A 16,364-nucleotide genomic window follows, 5' to 3' on the forward strand; every position below is an offset into this window, starting at 1 on the left:
CACAGGCAAAGCGGCGCAAGATATTGCTTTAACGGCGGCTCTCGAGCGTCGCTTTGATCACAAGTACGACAAGTGCGATCACCGTCAGGGTCGAGGCGGCGGCGAAGGCTCCGGTCGTGTTCAGGTCGTTGAACATCAATTCGATCTGCAGGGGCAGGGTATTGGTCTGCCCGCGGATCGACCCCGACACGACCGAGACGCCGCCGAATTCGCCCACGGCGCGTGCGGTGCAAAGCACAGCCCCGTAAAGCAGGGCCCAGCGGATATTCGGCAAGGTGACGCGCGAAAAGACCTGCCAGCCCTTGGCTCCCAGCGTGACGGCGGCCTCTTCCTGTTCTGATCCTTGGGCCTGCATCAAGGGCAGAACTTCGCGCGCGACGAAGGGCGCCGTGACGAACATGGTGACCAGAACAATGCCGGGCAGGGCGAACATGATCTTCAGGTCGTGATGGGCCAGCCACGGGCCAAGCAACCCTTGCCGACCGTAAAGCAGCAGGTAGCAGATCCCCGCAATGATCGGAGAGATCGAGAAGGGGATCTCGATCAGCGTCATCAGCAATTTGCGACCGGGAAAGCGGAAGCGCGCGATGGCCCATGCGGCGGCGATGCCGAAGCCTATGTTCACCGGCACGACGATCAGCGCCACCAACGTGGTCAGACCGATGGCGTGAAGCGTTGTCGGATCGGTGATATTGGCGACATAAGTGCCCCATCCCTCGGCGAAGGCGCGCCAGAAGATGAAAACAAGGGGAGCCACGACAAAGATCGCGGTCAGGACAAAGGCCAGACCGATCAACAGGCGCGGGACAGTCCGACTTTGGCCGGGGGCATGGGTCAGGGCAGTCACGCTCATGAGCGGGCCTCCAGATGGCGCGCGGACCGGAATTGCAGCCAGTTCGACAGGATCAGCAGCACCAAGGCCAGCGCAAGCAGGACCAGCGCGATGGCGGCCGCGCCCTGATAGTCGTATTCCTCGAGCCGGATGAAGGCGAGAAGCGCGGCGATCTCGGTCTTGAAGGGCAGGTTGCCCGCGATGAAGACGACCGCGCCGAATTCGCCAAGCGAGCGGGCAAAGGCGACGGTCGATCCCGCCAGCCATGCCGGAAAGATTGCAGGCAGCACCACGCGGCGGAAGATCTGCCAAGGGCTTGCGCCCAGCGTCATCGCTGCCTGTTCCAAGGCGGGATCAAGGTCTTCCAGCACGGGTTGGATCGCGCGAACGACGAATGGCGTCGAGGTAAAAGCCATGGCCAGCGTAACCCCGGCCAGCGTGTAGACGACCTCGATACCGGTCCCGGCCAGATATGTGCCGAACCAGCCGTTTGCGGAATAAAGCGCGGTCAGCGAGATGCCCGCGACAGCGGTCGGCAGGGCGAAGGGAATATCCATCAGCGCATCCAGAATGCGCTTGCCGGGGAACTCGTAACGGGTCAGCACCCAAGCCATCAGCAAACCGTAAAAGGCGTTGAAGATCGTGGCCAATGCTGCGGCTGTCACCGTCACGCGCAGCGCCGCAAATGTGCGCGGCGAGGTGACGATGGCCCAGAATTGCGCAGGCCCGATCTGGGCGCCTTTCAGGATCAGCGCGATCACCGGTATAAGGATGACCAGCGCCACATAAAGCAGCGTCGTGCCGAGGCTCAAGGTGAACCCCGGCAGGACGCGCTTCGGCTTGATGGCCGCGACGGTCATTTGTTGACGAAGACCTTGTCCAGAATCCCGCCCTCGGCCAGATGCTCGGAGTTGATCTTGGCCCAGCCGCCGAAGACGTCATCGACAGTCAGAAGCTTGACCTCGGGGAAGTCGGCGGCATGTTTGGCGGAGACGTCCTTGTCGGTGGTGCGGAAGTTATTCTCGGCCAGCGTTTCCTGCGCCTCGGGCGAATAGAGCCATTTCAGGTATTCGGTGGAAACCTCGAGCGAGCCATTCTTTTCGGCGTTCTCGGTCACGACGGCGACCGGGAAAGCGGCGAAAAGGCTGGTCGCGGGGGTGACGGCCTCGAAGCCCTGATCGGCATATTGCTTGGCGATGCCGCGGGTCTCGGCCTCGAAGGTGATTAGGACGTCACCCATGTTACGCTCGGCAAAGGTCTGGGTCGCCGCGCGCCCGCCAGTGTCGAAGACCGGCACATTGGCAAAGATCTTGCCGACGAACTCCTGCGCCTTGGCCTGATCTCCGCCGTTTTCTTGCAGCGCATAGGCATAGGCCGCCAGATAGGTGTAGCGCCCGTTGCCGCTGGTCTTGGGGTTCGGGAAGATCGACTGCACATCGTCGCGGGCCAGATCCGACCAGTCCTTGATGCCCTTGGGGTTGCCCTTGCGGACAAGGAATGCCGGCAGCGAGTAATAGGGCGATGCGCCATTCGGCAGGGCCTCGCGCCAGTTTTCGGCGACCAGCCCGTTCTTGGCCAGCACGTCCACATCGGTTTCCTGATTGAAGGTCACGACATCGGCCGGAAGCCCTTCGAGGATTGCGCGCGCCTGCTTGGACGAACCGGCATGGCTTTGATCGATGGTGACGTCCTTGCCGGTTTTCTCTTTCCAATAGGCTTGGAATTCCGGATTCAGCGCCTCGAACAACTCGCGGGCAATATCGTAGCTGACGTTCAGGATCTTGTCCTGCGCCAATGCGGGCGTCGCGCCGACCATCAGCGCCAGCGCGGCAACGCGGAGTTTCGTGATCATCATAGGGACTTCTCCTTGCGGGCGAATTCGGTTGTTTGAGCCTGCGTTTGCATCTGGCGGGGACCGGAAAAAATAGCGGCCGCCTCGGGTCGCAGCGTGACGTGGACGCCGCGCTCCAGCCCCTTGGCCTCGGGTGCGCGGCGGGGCAGGTCCACGGGGATGGTTTGAGCGCCGTCGGTCAGTTCCAGCCGCAGGATCGCGCCATTGCTGGCGCAACGGCTGACTTGCCAACGCCCCGACGGATCGCTGACCGGAGTCAGGTCGGCGGGACGGATGAACAAGGTCGCCGGTCCGTCGGGCAAGGCGCGGCGGGGCAGGCGGCTCGCGTCAAGGCCCACGGCTTCGGCCCGACCTGCGCTCAGCATGATCGGCAGTTCGATTGTTGCCCCCATGAAGCGGGCGACAAAGGGCGAGGCGGGATGGTCGTGAATTTGATCGGCATTGCCGATCTGCTCGATCCGGCCTTCGCCCATGACCACGACGCGGTCGGCCAGTTCAAAGGCCTCTTCCTGATCATGGGTCACAAAGATCGTCGTCGATCCGGTTTCCTCGTGGACGCGGCGCAACCAAGCGCGCAGGTCGCGGCGAACAGCGGCGTCCAGAGCGCCGAACGGTTCGTCCAGCAGCAGGACGGTCGGCTGGATCGCCAATGCACGTCCAAGCGCTACCCGCTGGCGTTGCCCGCCCGAGAGTTGTGCCGGATAGCGGTCGCCCAGATGATCTATTTGCAGGAAGTGCAGAAGTTCTTCGACCTTGGCCGCGATCACGGATTTTCCCGGACGTTCGGCCCGCGGACGAACTGTCAGGCCGAAGGCGATATTGTCACGCACGCTCATATGCGGAAACAACGCGTAATGCTGGAAGACGAAACCGATCCGGCGGTCCTGTGCGGCAAGGCCAAGCCAGTCCTGACCGTTCACGTTCAATCCGCCCGAATTCGGCCATTCCAGACCGGCGATGATTTTCAGCAGCGTGGTTTTACCGGACCCCGAAGGACCAAGCAGCGCAACCAGCTCGCCGGTTTCGACGGTCAGGTCGATCCCGCGCAACACCGAAGTGCCGCCGAAGCTTTTGGTCATGTTTTCGATAGCGATCGACATGGCATCTCCCCGGTTCGGGCCAGAGGTATCGTTCGACCGCCGAACCGGCAAGTTCACCGCCGTCGCGCGAGGCGGTCTTGGCCCGAAGGATTTTCCGCGCTGGGTCAGCTTGTGAACCGGATTTCCCTTGTCGGGGATGAGACGGGGAAAATCTTCGGCCTCACTTGTCTGTTACGCGGCGGATATCCTTATTTTTCGGTGGACTAGCCAAAGGCATCGCATAGCGGGCTTCTGCGGCGGATGGGCCTCTGCTATGGCAGTTCGAGAGAAACGGGGAATGACGATGAGCGAGCAAATCGAACAGGATGGTGCGTTGATTCTGGCGCTGGAGAGTCCGCTGACCGACGATCTGGAACTGCTGTTCCAGCGGCATACTTTGGATATGCACGCGGACACCCCGCCTGAATCCATCCACATGATGCCGCGCGAAGATCTGGTGCATCCGGACATCGCATTTTTCGTCCTGCGCGATGGTGGGCGCGCTGTCGGCATGGGGGCGATCAAGCGTCTGGGTCCGGATCACGGCGAGGTCAAATCCATGCATGTCCTGATCGAGGAACGCGGTCGCGGCCTTGCCCGCATTGTCGTCGAGCGGATGATCGATCACGCGCGTCGCTCGGGCTTTGCACGCCTTAGCCTCGAGACAGGATCGCAACCGATGTTCCTGCCTGCCCGAAAGCTTTACGAGCGCGTGGGTTTTGTCGAATGCGGCCCCTTCGGTAGCTACCGACTGGACCCGAACAGCGTCTACATGACCCTTTCGCTTTCGCGGGCCGCATAAACGTTTGGCCAAGCGGTTGTAAAGGCGGGATAATGGTAACTCGGATTGCAACAGCAACCGAGTTGCACAGCCCGCCCCGACCCGCTATCAAGGCGGCACGGCCCCGTAGCTCAACTGGATAGAGCATCCGCCTTCTAAGCGGATGGTTCCGGGTTCAAGTCCTGGCGGGGTCGCCATCCCAATTTCGCGGAACTGGCCGGAACTGTCAGACAGTATCCAGATAAAGTTCCACGGTCTCGTCGTCCGAGAGTTCTGCCATGTAATGCAGTTCCTGCCGTTTGGTCATGACGAAGTTTTCGATCAGATGTGCCGGGAATATACGCTTGATCTGTGGACAGTTATCGAAAGCGTCGATGGCTTCGCCCCATGATGTCGGCAATTGGGCCAGACCCTGCTGATAGGCGTTGCCTTTGATGGGGGGCGGTGCGTCGATCTTGTCTTCCAACCCGTTCAGAGCGGCCCCGAGAATTGCGGCGACCGTAAGATAGGGGTTTACGTCTCCGCCTGCGACGCGATGCTCGATCCGGCGGGCTTTCGGACCCGAGGAGGGAATGCGGATTGCCGAAGTCCGGTTCTCGTAGGCCCAGCCGATGCCGGTCGGTGCATGGGCGTTCGGCACAAGCCGGTCGTAGCTGTTCTCGTGCGGAGCGAATACCAGCGTCGAACCCGGCATTGCCGCCAGACAGCCCGCAACGGCATGGCGAAGCTGGTCAGAGCCTTCGTCGCCGCCGTTGTCGAAGATGTTCTTTCCGTCCTTATCAAGGATCGAGAAATGCATATGCATCCCCGAGCCGCTCCAGCTTTCATAGGGTTTGGCCATGAAAGAACCGGCGAAGCCGTAACGGCGGGCAAGCCCCTTGACCAACAGTTTGAACAGCCATGCATCGTCGGCAGCTTTCAGCGGGTCGGCCTGATGCATCATGTTGATCTCGAACTGGCCCGGAGCGGCCTCGGAGATCGCGGTGTCGGCAGGGATATCCATTGCCTCGCAGGCATCATAAAGCGAGGTGAAGAACCTGTCGAAAGCGTCCAGAGCGCGCAGGCTGAGCGTCTCGGCTCCGGTGCGGCGTTTGCCAGAGCGCGGGCTTGGCGGGACGCGCAATTGCCCGCCTGAATCGTCGATCAGGAAGAATTCAAGCTCGGTCGCGACGACGGGGGTTAGGCCTGCGGCCTTGTAGCGGTCAACGACCCGGGCCAATGCCTGACGCGGATCGCCGTCATAGGGCGTGCCATCCGTGTGGAACATCCAGAGCGGCAGCAGTCCGGTCGGAGCTTCGAGCCAAGGCATCGGCATGAAGCCGCGCTCGGTCGGTAGAAGAAGCCCGTCCGGATCTCCGGCCTGAAAGACAAGTGGGCTGTCTTCGACATCTTCGCCCCAGATGTCCATGTTCAGAACCGAGAACGGAAATTTTGTTCCTTCGGTCAATAGCTTGTCGGCAAATCTTGCTGGGGTGCGTTTGCCGCGGGCGACTCCGTTCAGATCGGCGGCGGCAACGCGGATTGTCTTGACTTCGGGATGGTCACGCAACCAGTCCATGGATCACCTGATAAGATTTGGCCGGTAACGGATCTTCCGCACCGCGCCGGGCAGATGGCGGTTCAGCCGCCGATTGACGATTCCGAAAAGCAAAATGAGACACAGGGTCAGCAGGATGAAATAACCGGCGACGATGGGATAAGCCACGAACGGGTTGAAGGTCTTATCGGCGAAATAGCTTGCGTAATATAGGCTGTCGCCCTGTTGCTGGAACGCGGGGAAGCTGGAAAAGAACACCAGCGTCGTCGCGTGGAACAGGAAAATCGCCTCGTTGGTATAGGCGGGCCAAGCAAGCCGCATGGCGGTCGGCCAAACGACGCGGCGATAGCGGGTCCAACCGGTCATGCCATAGGCGTCCGCTGCTTCAAGTTCGCCTTTGGGCAGGTTGCGCAATGCACCGTAGAAGATTTCGGCCGAATAGGCGGCGGTGTTCAGGACCAACACCAGAAGCGCGCCAGCCCATGCACGTGTCATCCAACTGGTCTGGACGGTGATGCCGAAGATATCGATGCCGGCACGGGGCAGTTGCACCAAGGCCTCGTAGGCGATGAAGAACTGGATGAACAGCGGACTGCCGCGGAACAGGAAAATGAACCACTCGGCGGGTTTGCGCAGCCACGGATGCGAACTGGCCTTTGCGACGGCCAAGGCATTGGCAAGAAAGAACCCGATAAACAGCGCCAATGCACCGAAATAGACGTTCCAGATCAGCCCCGAGCCGATCAGCACGAACTGTTCGCACAGGGTGAAATCGGTGCGTGGCAGCAGTCGCTCGCCGATGCCGATGGCGCGCAGGCCGTAATCGTGCAGCGTTTGAAGGCATTGGCTCATTGCGGGGCCTTTCGCATGGCCTCGCCAGCCATCGTGGCCTGTCCGGCGGATAGTCGTGCGCGGATCCGGTCGAAGAACCGCTCCGAGCCCCATGTCATCAACAGGTAGAACACAAGAATTCCAAGGAAATAATAAAGCCGCCAGTCCGGATGGGGATAGCTGTAGGCGCTGGTCTTGGCGCCGCCCAACTCGCGGGCCCAGTAGACGATGTCCTCGACACCCAGCACGAACAGCAATGGCGTTGCCTTGATCAGGATCATCCAAAGGTTCGCGAGGCCGGGCAGGGCGTAAGTCCACATTTGCGGGATCAGGATGCGGCGGCTGACCTGCCGCGGAGACATGCCATAGGCTTCGGCCGTTTCCAGTTGCGCCTTGGGTACGGCATTCATGGCACCGTAAAGGACATTCGCTGCGAATGCGCCGAAGACAATGGCAAAGGCGATGACGGCCAGAAATACGCCGTAGGATTGATGCACCCATTCGGCCGAGCTTGATAGCGGCAGCTTGGCCGCAGGGCAGACCACGAAGTCATTGCCCTGACGGATCGGCACGCTCGGGTCGCAATAGACCTTGGCCCTCATCCATTCGAATGCCTGATCGAGTGCGATCGGCACGAACAGGAAGAAGATGATGTCAGGAACGCCCCGCACCATCGAGGTGTAGGTTTTACCAAACCAGCGCAGCGGCGCGATGCGTGAGCGCGAAGCGAGGGCCCCGCCGAAGCCGAACAGCAAGGCCACGGGGGCAGTGATCGCCAGAAGCAGGATCACGGTGCCGAAGGAAAGGTAGAAAAGCATATGCTTACCCGAGGTCAGGTAGCACAACAGCCATGCAAGCCCTTCGAGCGTCTTAGGGTCGGCGCATGTGGCGAACATCGGGCACTCCAATCGGGCCCGCGCGGCGTCGGTCGCGCAGGCCTATTCGTTTCCGCTTCAGCTTAGAACTGCAGCGCGCTCTCGCCGAACCATTTTTTCAACATGGCGTTCAACGAACCGTCTTCTTTCATCGACTTGATGGCGGTGTTGAACTTTTCCTTCAGCTCGGTGTCGGATTTCCGCACACCCATACCGATGCCCTCACCCAGCTCGACATTGTCCTGACCTTCGACCCAGACAAGCTCGCCATTCGATTCGGCAACCGACGGCGCAAGGAAGTCCTTGTCGGCGAAGACCGCGTCAGCTTCGCCGTTGCGGACAGCCGCGATGGTTTCTTCGCCGGTGGCGAATTCCAGGAGGGTCGCGCCGGTCGAGGCGACATGGCTGGCCTGAATGGTGTTGGTTTGCGCCGCGACCACGCCGCCTTCGATATCGGCATCGGCTTTCAGCGCCATATAGGCCGAGGGCATCGGGGGCGTGTAGGGATCGGTGAAGTCGATCGCTTTCTTGCGCTCTTCGTTGATGTTCATGCCCGCCATGATGGTGTCATAGTTCGAGCTGACAAGGTTCGGGATGATCGAATCCCAGTCGTTCTTGACCCAGGTGCATTCCAGTTGGGCGCGCTTGCAAAGTTCGTTGCCAAGCTCGATTTCCAGCCCGTCCAACTCGCCTTTGTCATTGACGAAGTTGTAGGGAGGGTAGGCGCCCTCGGTTGCCATACGCACGGTCTGCGCCATGCCCATACCGGCGGTCAGGGCCAGTGCAGCCGCTGCAAGCATCAGTTTTTTCACTCTTTATTCTCCTGTTGGATTCTTAATTGGCCATGGTCGCGCTAAGGAACTGGCGCAGACGTTCGGACCGCGGCGCACTGAACAGCTGCGCTGGCGGTCCTTCTTCCTCGATCCGGCCTTGATGGAGGAAGACAACGTGGTCGCTGACATCGGCGGCAAGGCGCATGTCATGGGTGACAAGCAACATGGTACGATGTTCGGCGGCGAGATCCTTGATGACGCGCACGACTTCCTGCTGCAATTCGGGGTCAAGCGCACTGGTCGGTTCGTCCAGTAGCAGGGCCTTGGGCTCCATGCACAGGGCGCGGGCAATGGCTGCACGTTGCTGCTGACCGCCCGAAAGCTGGGCAGGCCATGCATCGGCCTTGTCGCCGATCCCGACTTTCGCCAGCAACTGGCGGGCACGCTCTTCGACCTGCGCCGGATCGCGCTTGAGCACATGCACCGGCGCTTCCATGACGTTTTGCAGAATGGTCAGGTGTGACCAAAGATTGAACTGCTGGAACACCATCGACAGATTGGTGCGCAGGCGGGTGACCTGAGCGCGGTCGGCTGGCACACGGGCCGCGCCCGTACCCTTCCAGCGCACGGGTTCGCCGGAAAAGACGATCTCGCCCTGCTGGCTGTCCTCGAGCAGGTTGCAGCAGCGAAGAAGCGTCGATTTTCCTGAACCGGACGATCCGATCAGGCTGACGACATGGCCGCGTTTGGCGACAAGGTCCACGCCGCGAATGACTTCGAGCTGGGCGTAGGCCTTGTGCAGGTTCCGGATCTCGATGACCGGGACTTCGGAATCTTGGTTCTGGCTCATATTCTTGGGATGGGTCTGGTCTTGGCTCATATATTCGATGAGGCGTGATCTGGAGAAGGTTTGCAACGATTACCTGCTTAAAAAGCGGGCCAAGACGTAGCGTGCCTTGCTATTGGCCTGAAATTCCCAAGTCGTCCAGCACCCGCTGACGGACCAAGGCTGAATCGCGGTCATTCACCCCGAGCAAGCCGGCGATCAGGCGAATCATTGATTCTTCCTCGGCGCTGCGGCGGCCATCGGCATAGGCGACTTCCCACAGGGCGGCGATGACGTTCTGCCGGTCGTCAATGGCGACGCGGTCTTTGATCGAGCGGGTGAACCTGACGGTGTCGGGGGCCTCGGCCTCGATCATCTCGGCTGCGGCGCGACGTTCGGCGGCTTCGGCGTGATCCAGACCGCGACGACGGGCAAGGACAGTTTCGATACGGCCTTTTTCATTCTCGGAGTAGCGATCATCCGAGCGTGCGATACGCACAAGCAATGCCGCAACGGCGACCTCGGCATCCTCGGACGGAAGTGAGGCGCGATCGGAAGCATCTGAAAAAAGACGGCTCAGTAGATTTCGAAACATGCCTTCATATTAGATGACTAGGCTACAGAGCTAAAGACAATAAAAGTCCATTTAGCCTTTATCTGTGGATAACCCAAGGTCAACCGTCATAGCCTTCGACGATGACGAGATCGGCAATCGAGCAATTCTGTCTCAACCGCAATGCGGCTTGATATTCCGGGCTTGAATAACAGGCGCGGGCCGAGACCAGATCGGGAAATTCTATCACGACACTTCTGGGGCGCAATTTACCCTCGAGCGGTTCCTGTTCACCGCCGCGAACCAGAAAACGACCGCCGAATTTTGCAAAGGCGGCCGCATTGGCATGTCGGTAGGCTTGATAGGCGGCGGGGTCATCTACAGTGACGTGGCCGATCCAATAGGCTTTGGGCATGGTGAACCTGCGTTAATCCTTGCCGCCAGCATGCCAGTCTGGCGGGCAAGGACAAGGGGATCAGTAACGCTGGGGAACGAAAAGCTCGGGCGGCAGAACGTCGCGTTCATAGTCCGGATTGAAGACGCGGTTCGGCAGGGCAACTTCCTCGTGGGGGACGTCCTCGTACGGGAACTGATCCAGCAGGTGGCTGATGCAATTCAGGCGAGCGCGTTTCTTGTCGTTACCGGGGACAATATACCAGGGCGCCTCGGGAATGTTGGTTTGCATCAACATTTCCTCTTTGGCCTTGGTATAATCCTCCCAGCGGACGCGGGATTGCAGATCCATCGGAGACAGTTTCCACTGTTTCAACGGGTCGTGGATACGCATCAGGAAGCGCATCTGCTGTTCTTCATCAGTGATCGAGAACCAGTATTTCACCAGCCGGATACCCGAACGGACCAGCATCCGCTCAAATTCGGGAACGTCGTCGAAGAACTGGTCAACCTGGGTTTCGCTGGCGAAGCCCATCACACGCTCGACACCGGCGCGGTTATACCAGCTGCGGTCGAATAGCACGATTTCACCACCCGCAGGCAAATGCGAGACGTAGCGCTGGAAATACCATTGCGATTTTTCGCGATCCGAGGGCGCGGGCAATGCGACGACGCGGCAGACGCGCGGGTTCAGGCGCTGACTGATGCGTTTGATCGCGCCGCCTTTGCCTGCGCTGTCGCGGCCCTCGAAAATCACCACGACCTTTTCCTTGTGATAGCTGACCCAGTCCTGCAGCCGGATCAGTTCGGATTGCAGGCGCAGCAGTTCACGGAAGTAATCGGCGCGGATCATCTGGTTGGGATGCTTCTCGCGGTAGATGCGCGAGATTTCGAGCGACAGGGCGGCGTCCTCGAGTTCGATCTCGTAGTCTTCGTCGAGTGTATCTTGCAGTTCGGCACGCAGCCAATCGGTGGGGGTTTCGTCCTGCATTACATTCTCCTGATCAGTTAGGCGCGATCTATCGGTAGGATGTGACATTCATGTGTCAAAACCGTGTAATCAGAACAGGTTCGAGCAAGAACGTATAATTCCGAAGGCAAAGCCGCCGCCTTGCGATCCAGCGACCGTGCCACACCATTTGCCTTGGCTCGAGAACAGGCTTTTGCTGCCGCGCGGACGATAGGCAACCCGCTTTCCGTTGATGTCGAAAAGGTTCAGCGTGCCCTGCGAACTGGGTGCGTAATAGCCGACAACGTCTCCGTCGCCGGTAAAGATCACACGCTTCTCATTGGCGGGGTTTTGGGGAGAGTTTGCGTAGCTTGAGGAAGCGTTCGCCGAATTGGCCGAGGAATTCGCTGCCGAGTTGGGCGAATTGCTTTGCCGCGCCGGCGAATTTTGGGGCGCGCCGGGGCCAAGATCGAATGGCAGACTGGATTGGTCCAGCAGGAACAAGGGCGCGTCGGCCAAGGCTGGGCCGGCGCAAAGGGCAAGGATCAGGGCGAGGCGCATGGTCGGGACCTTAATTTGGTCCCGACATTCTGGCCCAGATGCGCTGGTCAGACCAGACGTTCGTTTTCCATCGCCGCGCGGACGAAACCGGCGAACAGAGGGGCGGGCTCGAAAGGTTTCGACTTCAGTTCGGGGTGCGACTGGACGCCGATGAACCACGGGTGATCGGCATATTCGACCACTTCGGGCAGGCGACCGTCGGGGGACATGCCCGAGAAGCTCAGACCCGCATCTTCGAGTTGCTTGCGGTATTTCGCATCGACTTCGTAGCGGTGACGATGGCGATCCTCGATTTCCAGCGCGCCATCATAGATCTCCGAGATCTTCGAGCCGGGGTTCAGAACGGCGGTATAGGCGCCTAGACGCATGGTGCCGCCCTTGTCGTCGGTCAGCTTGCGCTGGACGGTGTAGTTGCCCTGCACCCATTCTTTCAGGTGATAAACGACGGGGGTGAAGCGGGTCTCGCCTGCTTCATGATCGAACTCCTCAGAGCCAGCGTCGGGCATGTCGGCGAGGTTGCGCGCTGCCTCGATCACCGCCATCTGCATGCCAAGGCAGATCCCCAGATAGGGGACTTTTTTCTCACGGGCATATTTTGCTGCAGCGACCATGCCTTCGGTGCCACGCTCGCCAAAGCCGCCCGGCACGATGATGCCGTTATAGCCGTCCAGCAGATGCGCGCCTTCGCCTTCCAGCTTCTCGCTATCGACCCAGTCGGTCCGGACGCGGACGCGGTTGGCCATGCCGCCATGGGTCAGGGCCTCCGAGATCGACTTATAGGCGTCTTCAAGCTGGGTGTATTTGCCGACGATGGCCACTTTGACCACGCCCTCGGCATGCGACAGGCGATCCATCACGTCTTCCCAACGGGTCAGATCGGGGCGCGGAGCGGGGCTGATCTGGAACGCGTCCAGAACCGCCTGATCCAGACCGGCGCGGTGATAGGCCAGCGGCGCTTCGTAGATCGACTTCAGGTCGTAAGCCGGAATGACGGCATCGGGGCGGACATTGCAGAATAGCGCGATCTTGGCGCGTTCTTTTTCCGGGATCGGATGCTCGCTGCGGCAGACCAGAACGTCAGGCTGCAGGCCGATCGAGCGCAGTTCCTTGACCGAGTGCTGCGTCGGCTTGGTCTTCAACTCGCCCGAGGCCGCCAGATAGGGCAGCAGCGTCAGGTGCATATAGATGCATTGTCCGCGAGGACGTTCCTGCGAGAACTGGCGGATGGCTTCGAAGAAAGGCAGGCCCTCGATATCGCCGACCGTGCCGCCGATCTCGCACAGCATGAAATCAACTTCGTCCTCGCCGACGGACAGGAAGTCTTTGATCTCGTTGGTGACGTGCGGGATGACCTGAATGGTCTTGCCCAGATAGGCACCCTTGCGTTCCTTTTCGAGCACGTTCGAATAGATCCGGCCCGACGAAACCGAATCCGTCCTGCGTGCCGAAACGCCGGTAAAACGCTCGTAATGGCCCAAATCAAGGTCGGTTTCCGCGCCGTCATCGGTGACGAAAACCTCGCCATGTTCGAATGGCGACATCGTACCGGGGTCGACGTTCAGGTAGGGATCAAGCTTGCGCAGGCGAACCGTGTAACCGCGTGCCTGCAACAGGGCCCCCAGCGCCGCCGATGCCAGCCCTTTTCCAAGGGAAGAAACCACACCGCCGGTGATGAAGATATAGCGCGCCATCGAGGCCCCCGTGAGTAAAAAAATAGAAAACGCGGCCCGAATCTGGCCGGCATCACGGGACTCGAATTATAACCGAAAAGTCCTGTGGCCGCAACGGACCGCTAGCTGTCGTGGTGGGGTGCGCGATGCACCCCAATGTATTGTGTTAGTTGGCTTTTGCCGGAGCCTCTGCCGCCGGAGCGGGCTGGGCGGGTGTTTCCGCAGCCGGAGCGGCAGGCGGAGTCACCGGTTCGGTCGTCGCCGCACCACTTTCGGCAGGAGCCGGAACACCACCCGGAACGGGCGGCATGATGGGCTGGCCAGCCGCCGGCGGCGGGGCATAATCGCCAATTCCCGGCAGGTTGGTTGTCGGTTGTTCCTGACGCTCACCGCCAATGTTCAGCTGATCGACGATCGAGCCGCCCGACGAGTTCTTTGCCGCGATGATGGTCAAAGTCAGCGAGGTGACAAGGAATGCACCGGCAAGGATCCAGGTTGCGCGCGACAGCGCGTTTGCAGCCTGACGGCCGGTCATGACACCACCGGTGCCACCGCCCATGCCAAGGCCGCCGCCTTCGGACCGTTGCAGCAGCACGACCCCGATCAGCAAGACAGCAAGGATCAGATGCACGGTAAGGACGACGTTTTCCACCACGGGGCCTTTCATTCTGCGACGCGCCTATCTAGTCACCGCGCGCAAGATTGGCAAGCGTGCGCGGCAGGTCGCGGGTTGTTGGTGATCGGCCTGCGGTTTTTTCAGACGATATGCCGCAAGCCGGAGACGGGATTACAGGGTTTCGGCCAGGATGCGTTCGGCCTCGACCCGACAGGGGCTCAGTCGGGCGCGATCCTCGCCGGGGAAGAATCGCGCGCGTGTCGCCGTAGGCATGGGGGCTGGCTTCGCGATCACAACGCGAGGTCCGACGGACTCGGATTCGGCCTGCCAACTACGGGCAAGCGCGATCTGCGCGGTCTTCGTTGCGCCGTAGCTGCCAAAGAACTTCTGCCCTGCGCGCGGGTCGTCGAAGAACAATGCCGTTCCCTTGCGTTCGCGCAGAAGGGGCTCGAACAAGGTGATCAACCCCCGCGTGGCAACCACATTCAGGTCGACGGATTTCTGGAAGTCCTTGGCGTCGATATGACCCGCAGGCGCCAGCGGTGCCGCATGGATCGCGCAATGCGCCCAAAGGTCGATGCCGCCCCAGCGACCGGCTATGGCCTCGGCCATCTGGACCATTGCCTGGGGCTGGCCCACATCCATGGGAACGAGCGTGGCCGAACCACCGACCTTGCGGATGCGGTCATCCAGTTCCTCGAGCGCACCGGATGTTCGGGCCACCGCGATGATGTGCCAGCCACGCACGGCCAGAAGTTCTGCCATTGCGGCACCAATGCCGCGCGAAGCGCCGGTGATCAGCGCGATTTTCGATGCGTCAGTCATGCCGGATGTGTCGCATTGAGGATGTTCCCGCGCAAGGCCCTGTATTCGCCGGTGAATGTAAAACGGCCCCGGGAAATATCCGGGGCCGTCATTAGGTTTGTTTTGAACTCAGCGCTTGTCGAGATCGACATAGTCGCGCTTGTCAGCGCCGACATAAAGCTGGCGCGGACGACCGATTTTGTTTTGCGGATCGCCAATCATCTCCTTCCACTGCGAGATCCAGCCGACGGTGCGCGATAGCGCGAAGATCGGCGTGAACATCGAGGTCGGGAAGCCCATCGCCTCGAGGATGATGCCGGAATAGAAGTCGACGTTCGGATAAAGCTTTTTCGAGACGAAATATTCGTCCTCAAGCGCGATGCGCTCAAGCTCTTTGGCGACTTGCAGGGTCGGGTTGTTGTGGACGCCCAGCAGTTCCAGAACTTCGTCCGCCGATTCCTTCATGACCTTCGCGCGCGGGTCGAAGTTCTTGTAGACGCGGTGACCGAAGCCCATCAGGCGGAACGGATCGTTCTTGTCCTTGGCCTTGGCGATGTATTCCGGAATGCGGTCAACCGAACCGATTTCACGCAGCATTTCCAGACATGCCTGGTTCGCGCCGCCATGTGCCGGACCCCAGAGGCAGGCGATGCCAGCGGCGATGCACGCGAAGGGGTTCGCGCCTGACGAACCGGCCAGACGGACGGTCGAGGTCGAGGCGTTCTGCTCGTGATCGGCATGCAGCGTGAAGATGCGGTCCATGGCGCGGGCCAGAGCCGGATCGACATTGTACGGCTCGGCCGGAACGGCGAAGCACATATGCAGGAAGTTCGACGCGTAATCCAGATCGTTGCGCGGATAGACAAAGGGCTGACCGATCGAATATTTATAGGCCATGGCCGCAATCGTCGGCAGCTTCGCGATCAGGCGGATCGAGGCGATCTCGCGCTGCAGCGGGTCCGCGATATCGGTCGAGTCGTGGTAGAAGGCCGACATCGCACCCACAACACCGACCATCGTCGCCATCGGGTGCGCGTCCCGGCGGAAACCACGGAAGAAGTTGTGCATCTGCTCATGCACCATGGTGTGGCGCGTGACGCGGGTCTCGAAATCGACCAGCTGCGCTTCGGTCGGCAGTTCCCCGTAAAGCAGCAGATAGCAGACTTCGAGGTAATGCGATTCAGCAGCCAGTTGCTCGATCGGGTAGCCGCGATACCACAATTCACCTTTGTCACCGTCAATATAGGTGATGGTCGAGTCGCAGGACGCGGTCGAGGTGAAGCCGGGGTCATAGGTGAAGACATCCGCCTGACCATAAAGTTTGCGGATGTCCAAGACATCCGGGCCTGCGGTCGGGCTGAGGATCGGTAGCTCGATCTCTTTTCCCTCGACCAGCAGTTTCGCGGATTTGCTATCTGCCATATCCCTCTCT

The 16,364-nt window shown here is 60.4% G+C and carries 18 protein-coding genes and 1 tRNA gene; 2 read left to right on the top strand and 17 right to left on the bottom strand.

Annotated elements, in window-relative coordinates; all coding sequences use genetic code 11:
• Positions 1-28 precede the first annotated feature (28 nt).
• The 4 genes from cysW to GL286_RS14190 are packed head-to-tail and all read right to left on the bottom strand — an operon-like array spanning position 29 to position 3,784.
• Positions 29-853: a sulfate ABC transporter permease subunit CysW gene (gene cysW / locus GL286_RS14175; protein WP_155096223.1), complete on the bottom strand. Its 825-nt coding sequence runs from the start codon at positions 851-853 to the stop codon at positions 29-31.
• Positions 850-1,692 (bottom strand): sulfate ABC transporter permease subunit CysT, encoded by an 843-nt coding sequence (gene cysT, locus GL286_RS14180; protein WP_155096224.1) that lies wholly within the window; start codon positions 1,690-1,692, stop codon positions 850-852. Before cysT ends, cysW begins: the two co-directional genes overlap by 4 nt.
• Positions 1,689-2,687: a sulfate ABC transporter substrate-binding protein gene (locus GL286_RS14185; RefSeq protein ID WP_211596345.1), complete on the bottom strand. Its 999-nt coding sequence runs from the start codon at positions 2,685-2,687 to the stop codon at positions 1,689-1,691. Before GL286_RS14185 ends, cysT begins: the two co-directional genes overlap by 4 nt.
• Complete coding sequence (locus tag GL286_RS14190; RefSeq protein ID WP_155096225.1) at positions 2,684-3,784, bottom strand: sulfate/molybdate ABC transporter ATP-binding protein; 1,101 nt, start codon at positions 3,782-3,784, stop codon at positions 2,684-2,686. The genes GL286_RS14185 and GL286_RS14190 overlap by 4 nt, the downstream gene beginning before the upstream one ends.
• A gap of 283 nt (positions 3,785-4,067) precedes the next feature.
• On the opposite strand from GL286_RS14190, the gene GL286_RS14195 reads away from it, so the two are divergent.
• Positions 4,068-4,565, top strand: coding sequence for a GNAT family N-acetyltransferase (locus GL286_RS14195; protein ID WP_155096226.1), 498 nt, complete (start codon positions 4,068-4,070; stop codon positions 4,563-4,565).
• A gap of 99 nt (positions 4,566-4,664) precedes the next feature.
• Positions 4,665-4,741 (top strand) — tRNA-Arg (locus GL286_RS14200).
• Between the two features lie 29 nt (positions 4,742-4,770).
• On the opposite strand, the gene GL286_RS14205 is transcribed toward GL286_RS14200, so the two are convergent.
• The 13 genes from GL286_RS14205 to gltA form a co-directional block, all read right to left on the bottom strand.
• Positions 4,771-6,102 (bottom strand): glutamine synthetase family protein, encoded by a 1,332-nt coding sequence (locus GL286_RS14205; protein ID WP_155096227.1) that lies wholly within the window; start codon positions 6,100-6,102, stop codon positions 4,771-4,773.
• Between the two features lie 3 nt (positions 6,103-6,105).
• On the bottom strand, positions 6,106-6,933 hold the full coding sequence (locus tag GL286_RS14210) for an ABC transporter permease (protein ID WP_155096228.1): 828 nt from the start codon (positions 6,931-6,933) through the stop codon (positions 6,106-6,108).
• Positions 6,930-7,808, bottom strand: a complete 879-nt coding sequence (locus GL286_RS14215) for an ABC transporter permease (RefSeq protein ID WP_155096229.1) — start codon at positions 7,806-7,808, stop codon at positions 6,930-6,932. The genes GL286_RS14210 and GL286_RS14215 overlap by 4 nt, the downstream gene beginning before the upstream one ends.
• Before the next feature lie 62 nt (positions 7,809-7,870).
• Positions 7,871-8,599 (bottom strand): transporter substrate-binding domain-containing protein, encoded by a 729-nt coding sequence (locus GL286_RS14220; RefSeq protein ID WP_170295201.1) that lies wholly within the window; start codon positions 8,597-8,599, stop codon positions 7,871-7,873.
• A 22-nt stretch (positions 8,600-8,621) separates the two neighbouring features.
• Positions 8,622-9,440 (bottom strand): ABC transporter ATP-binding protein, encoded by an 819-nt coding sequence (locus GL286_RS14225; protein ID WP_281352126.1) that lies wholly within the window; start codon positions 9,438-9,440, stop codon positions 8,622-8,624.
• A gap of 79 nt (positions 9,441-9,519) precedes the next feature.
• Positions 9,520-9,981, bottom strand: a complete 462-nt coding sequence (locus GL286_RS14230; RefSeq protein ID WP_155096230.1) for a tellurite resistance TerB family protein — start codon at positions 9,979-9,981, stop codon at positions 9,520-9,522.
• Between the two features lie 79 nt (positions 9,982-10,060).
• A complete protein-coding gene (locus GL286_RS14235; protein ID WP_155096231.1) occupies positions 10,061-10,354 on the bottom strand; it encodes a DUF1330 domain-containing protein in 294 nt (97 codons plus the stop codon).
• A gap of 60 nt (positions 10,355-10,414) precedes the next feature.
• Positions 10,415-11,323, bottom strand: coding sequence for a polyphosphate kinase 2 (gene ppk2 / locus GL286_RS14240; protein WP_155096232.1), 909 nt, complete (start codon positions 11,321-11,323; stop codon positions 10,415-10,417).
• Between the two features lie 69 nt (positions 11,324-11,392).
• On the bottom strand, positions 11,393-11,842 hold the full coding sequence (locus GL286_RS14245; protein ID WP_155096233.1) for a hypothetical protein: 450 nt from the start codon (positions 11,840-11,842) through the stop codon (positions 11,393-11,395).
• Positions 11,843-11,889: 47 nt separating this feature from the next.
• Positions 11,890-13,533, bottom strand: coding sequence for a CTP synthase (gene pyrG / locus GL286_RS14250; RefSeq protein WP_155096234.1), 1,644 nt, complete (start codon positions 13,531-13,533; stop codon positions 11,890-11,892).
• A gap of 145 nt (positions 13,534-13,678) precedes the next feature.
• The gene (secG, locus tag GL286_RS14255) at positions 13,679-14,179 is read right to left on the bottom strand and encodes a preprotein translocase subunit SecG (RefSeq protein ID WP_155096235.1); all 501 of its coding nucleotides are present in this window, start codon (positions 14,177-14,179) and stop codon (positions 13,679-13,681) included.
• A gap of 120 nt (positions 14,180-14,299) precedes the next feature.
• Positions 14,300-14,953, bottom strand: coding sequence for an SDR family NAD(P)-dependent oxidoreductase (locus tag GL286_RS14260; protein ID WP_155096236.1), 654 nt, complete (start codon positions 14,951-14,953; stop codon positions 14,300-14,302).
• Positions 14,954-15,061: 108 nt separating this feature from the next.
• Positions 15,062-16,354: a citrate synthase gene (gene gltA / locus GL286_RS14265; RefSeq protein ID WP_155096237.1), complete on the bottom strand. Its 1,293-nt coding sequence runs from the start codon at positions 16,352-16,354 to the stop codon at positions 15,062-15,064.
• Between the last annotated feature and the right edge of the window lie 10 nt (positions 16,355-16,364).

The organism is Paracoccus aestuariivivens (genome assembly GCF_009711225.1).
Taxonomy (GTDB): Bacteria; Pseudomonadota; Alphaproteobacteria; order Rhodobacterales; family Rhodobacteraceae; genus Paracoccus; species Paracoccus aestuariivivens.

What these genes read in the sequence shown, in the direction of transcription:
- cysW (WP_155096223.1), bottom strand. Translation starts at nt 853, where the DNA reads ATGAGCGTGACTGCCCTGACCCATGCCCCCGGCCAAAGTCGGACTGTC.
- cysT (WP_155096224.1), bottom strand. Translation starts at nt 1,692, where the DNA reads ATGACCGTCGCGGCCATCAAGCCGAAGCGCGTCCTGCCGGGGTTCACC.
- GL286_RS14185 (WP_211596345.1), bottom strand. Translation starts at nt 2,687, where the DNA reads ATGATGATCACGAAACTCCGCGTTGCCGCGCTGGCGCTGATGGTCGGC.
- GL286_RS14190 (WP_155096225.1), bottom strand. Translation starts at nt 3,784, where the DNA reads ATGTCGATCGCTATCGAAAACATGACCAAAAGCTTCGGCGGCACTTCG.
- GL286_RS14195 (WP_155096226.1), top strand. Translation starts at nt 4,068, where the DNA reads ATGAGCGAGCAAATCGAACAGGATGGTGCGTTGATTCTGGCGCTGGAG.
- GL286_RS14205 (WP_155096227.1), bottom strand. Translation starts at nt 6,102, where the DNA reads ATGGACTGGTTGCGTGACCATCCCGAAGTCAAGACAATCCGCGTTGCC.
- GL286_RS14210 (WP_155096228.1), bottom strand. Translation starts at nt 6,933, where the DNA reads ATGAGCCAATGCCTTCAAACGCTGCACGATTACGGCCTGCGCGCCATC.
- GL286_RS14215 (WP_155096229.1), bottom strand. Translation starts at nt 7,808, where the DNA reads ATGTTCGCCACATGCGCCGACCCTAAGACGCTCGAAGGGCTTGCATGG.
- GL286_RS14225 (WP_281352126.1), bottom strand. Translation starts at nt 9,440, where the DNA reads ATGAGCCAAGACCAGACCCATCCCAAGAATATGAGCCAGAACCAAGAT.
- GL286_RS14230 (WP_155096230.1), bottom strand. Translation starts at nt 9,981, where the DNA reads ATGTTTCGAAATCTACTGAGCCGTCTTTTTTCAGATGCTTCCGATCGC.
- GL286_RS14235 (WP_155096231.1), bottom strand. Translation starts at nt 10,354, where the DNA reads ATGCCCAAAGCCTATTGGATCGGCCACGTCACTGTAGATGACCCCGCC.
- ppk2 (WP_155096232.1), bottom strand. Translation starts at nt 11,323, where the DNA reads ATGCAGGACGAAACCCCCACCGATTGGCTGCGTGCCGAACTGCAAGAT.
- GL286_RS14245 (WP_155096233.1), bottom strand. Translation starts at nt 11,842, where the DNA reads ATGCGCCTCGCCCTGATCCTTGCCCTTTGCGCCGGCCCAGCCTTGGCC.
- pyrG (WP_155096234.1), bottom strand. Translation starts at nt 13,533, where the DNA reads ATGGCGCGCTATATCTTCATCACCGGCGGTGTGGTTTCTTCCCTTGGA.
- secG (WP_155096235.1), bottom strand. Translation starts at nt 14,179, where the DNA reads ATGAAAGGCCCCGTGGTGGAAAACGTCGTCCTTACCGTGCATCTGATC.
- GL286_RS14260 (WP_155096236.1), bottom strand. Translation starts at nt 14,953, where the DNA reads ATGACTGACGCATCGAAAATCGCGCTGATCACCGGCGCTTCGCGCGGC.
- gltA (WP_155096237.1), bottom strand. Translation starts at nt 16,354, where the DNA reads ATGGCAGATAGCAAATCCGCGAAACTGCTGGTCGAGGGAAAAGAGATC.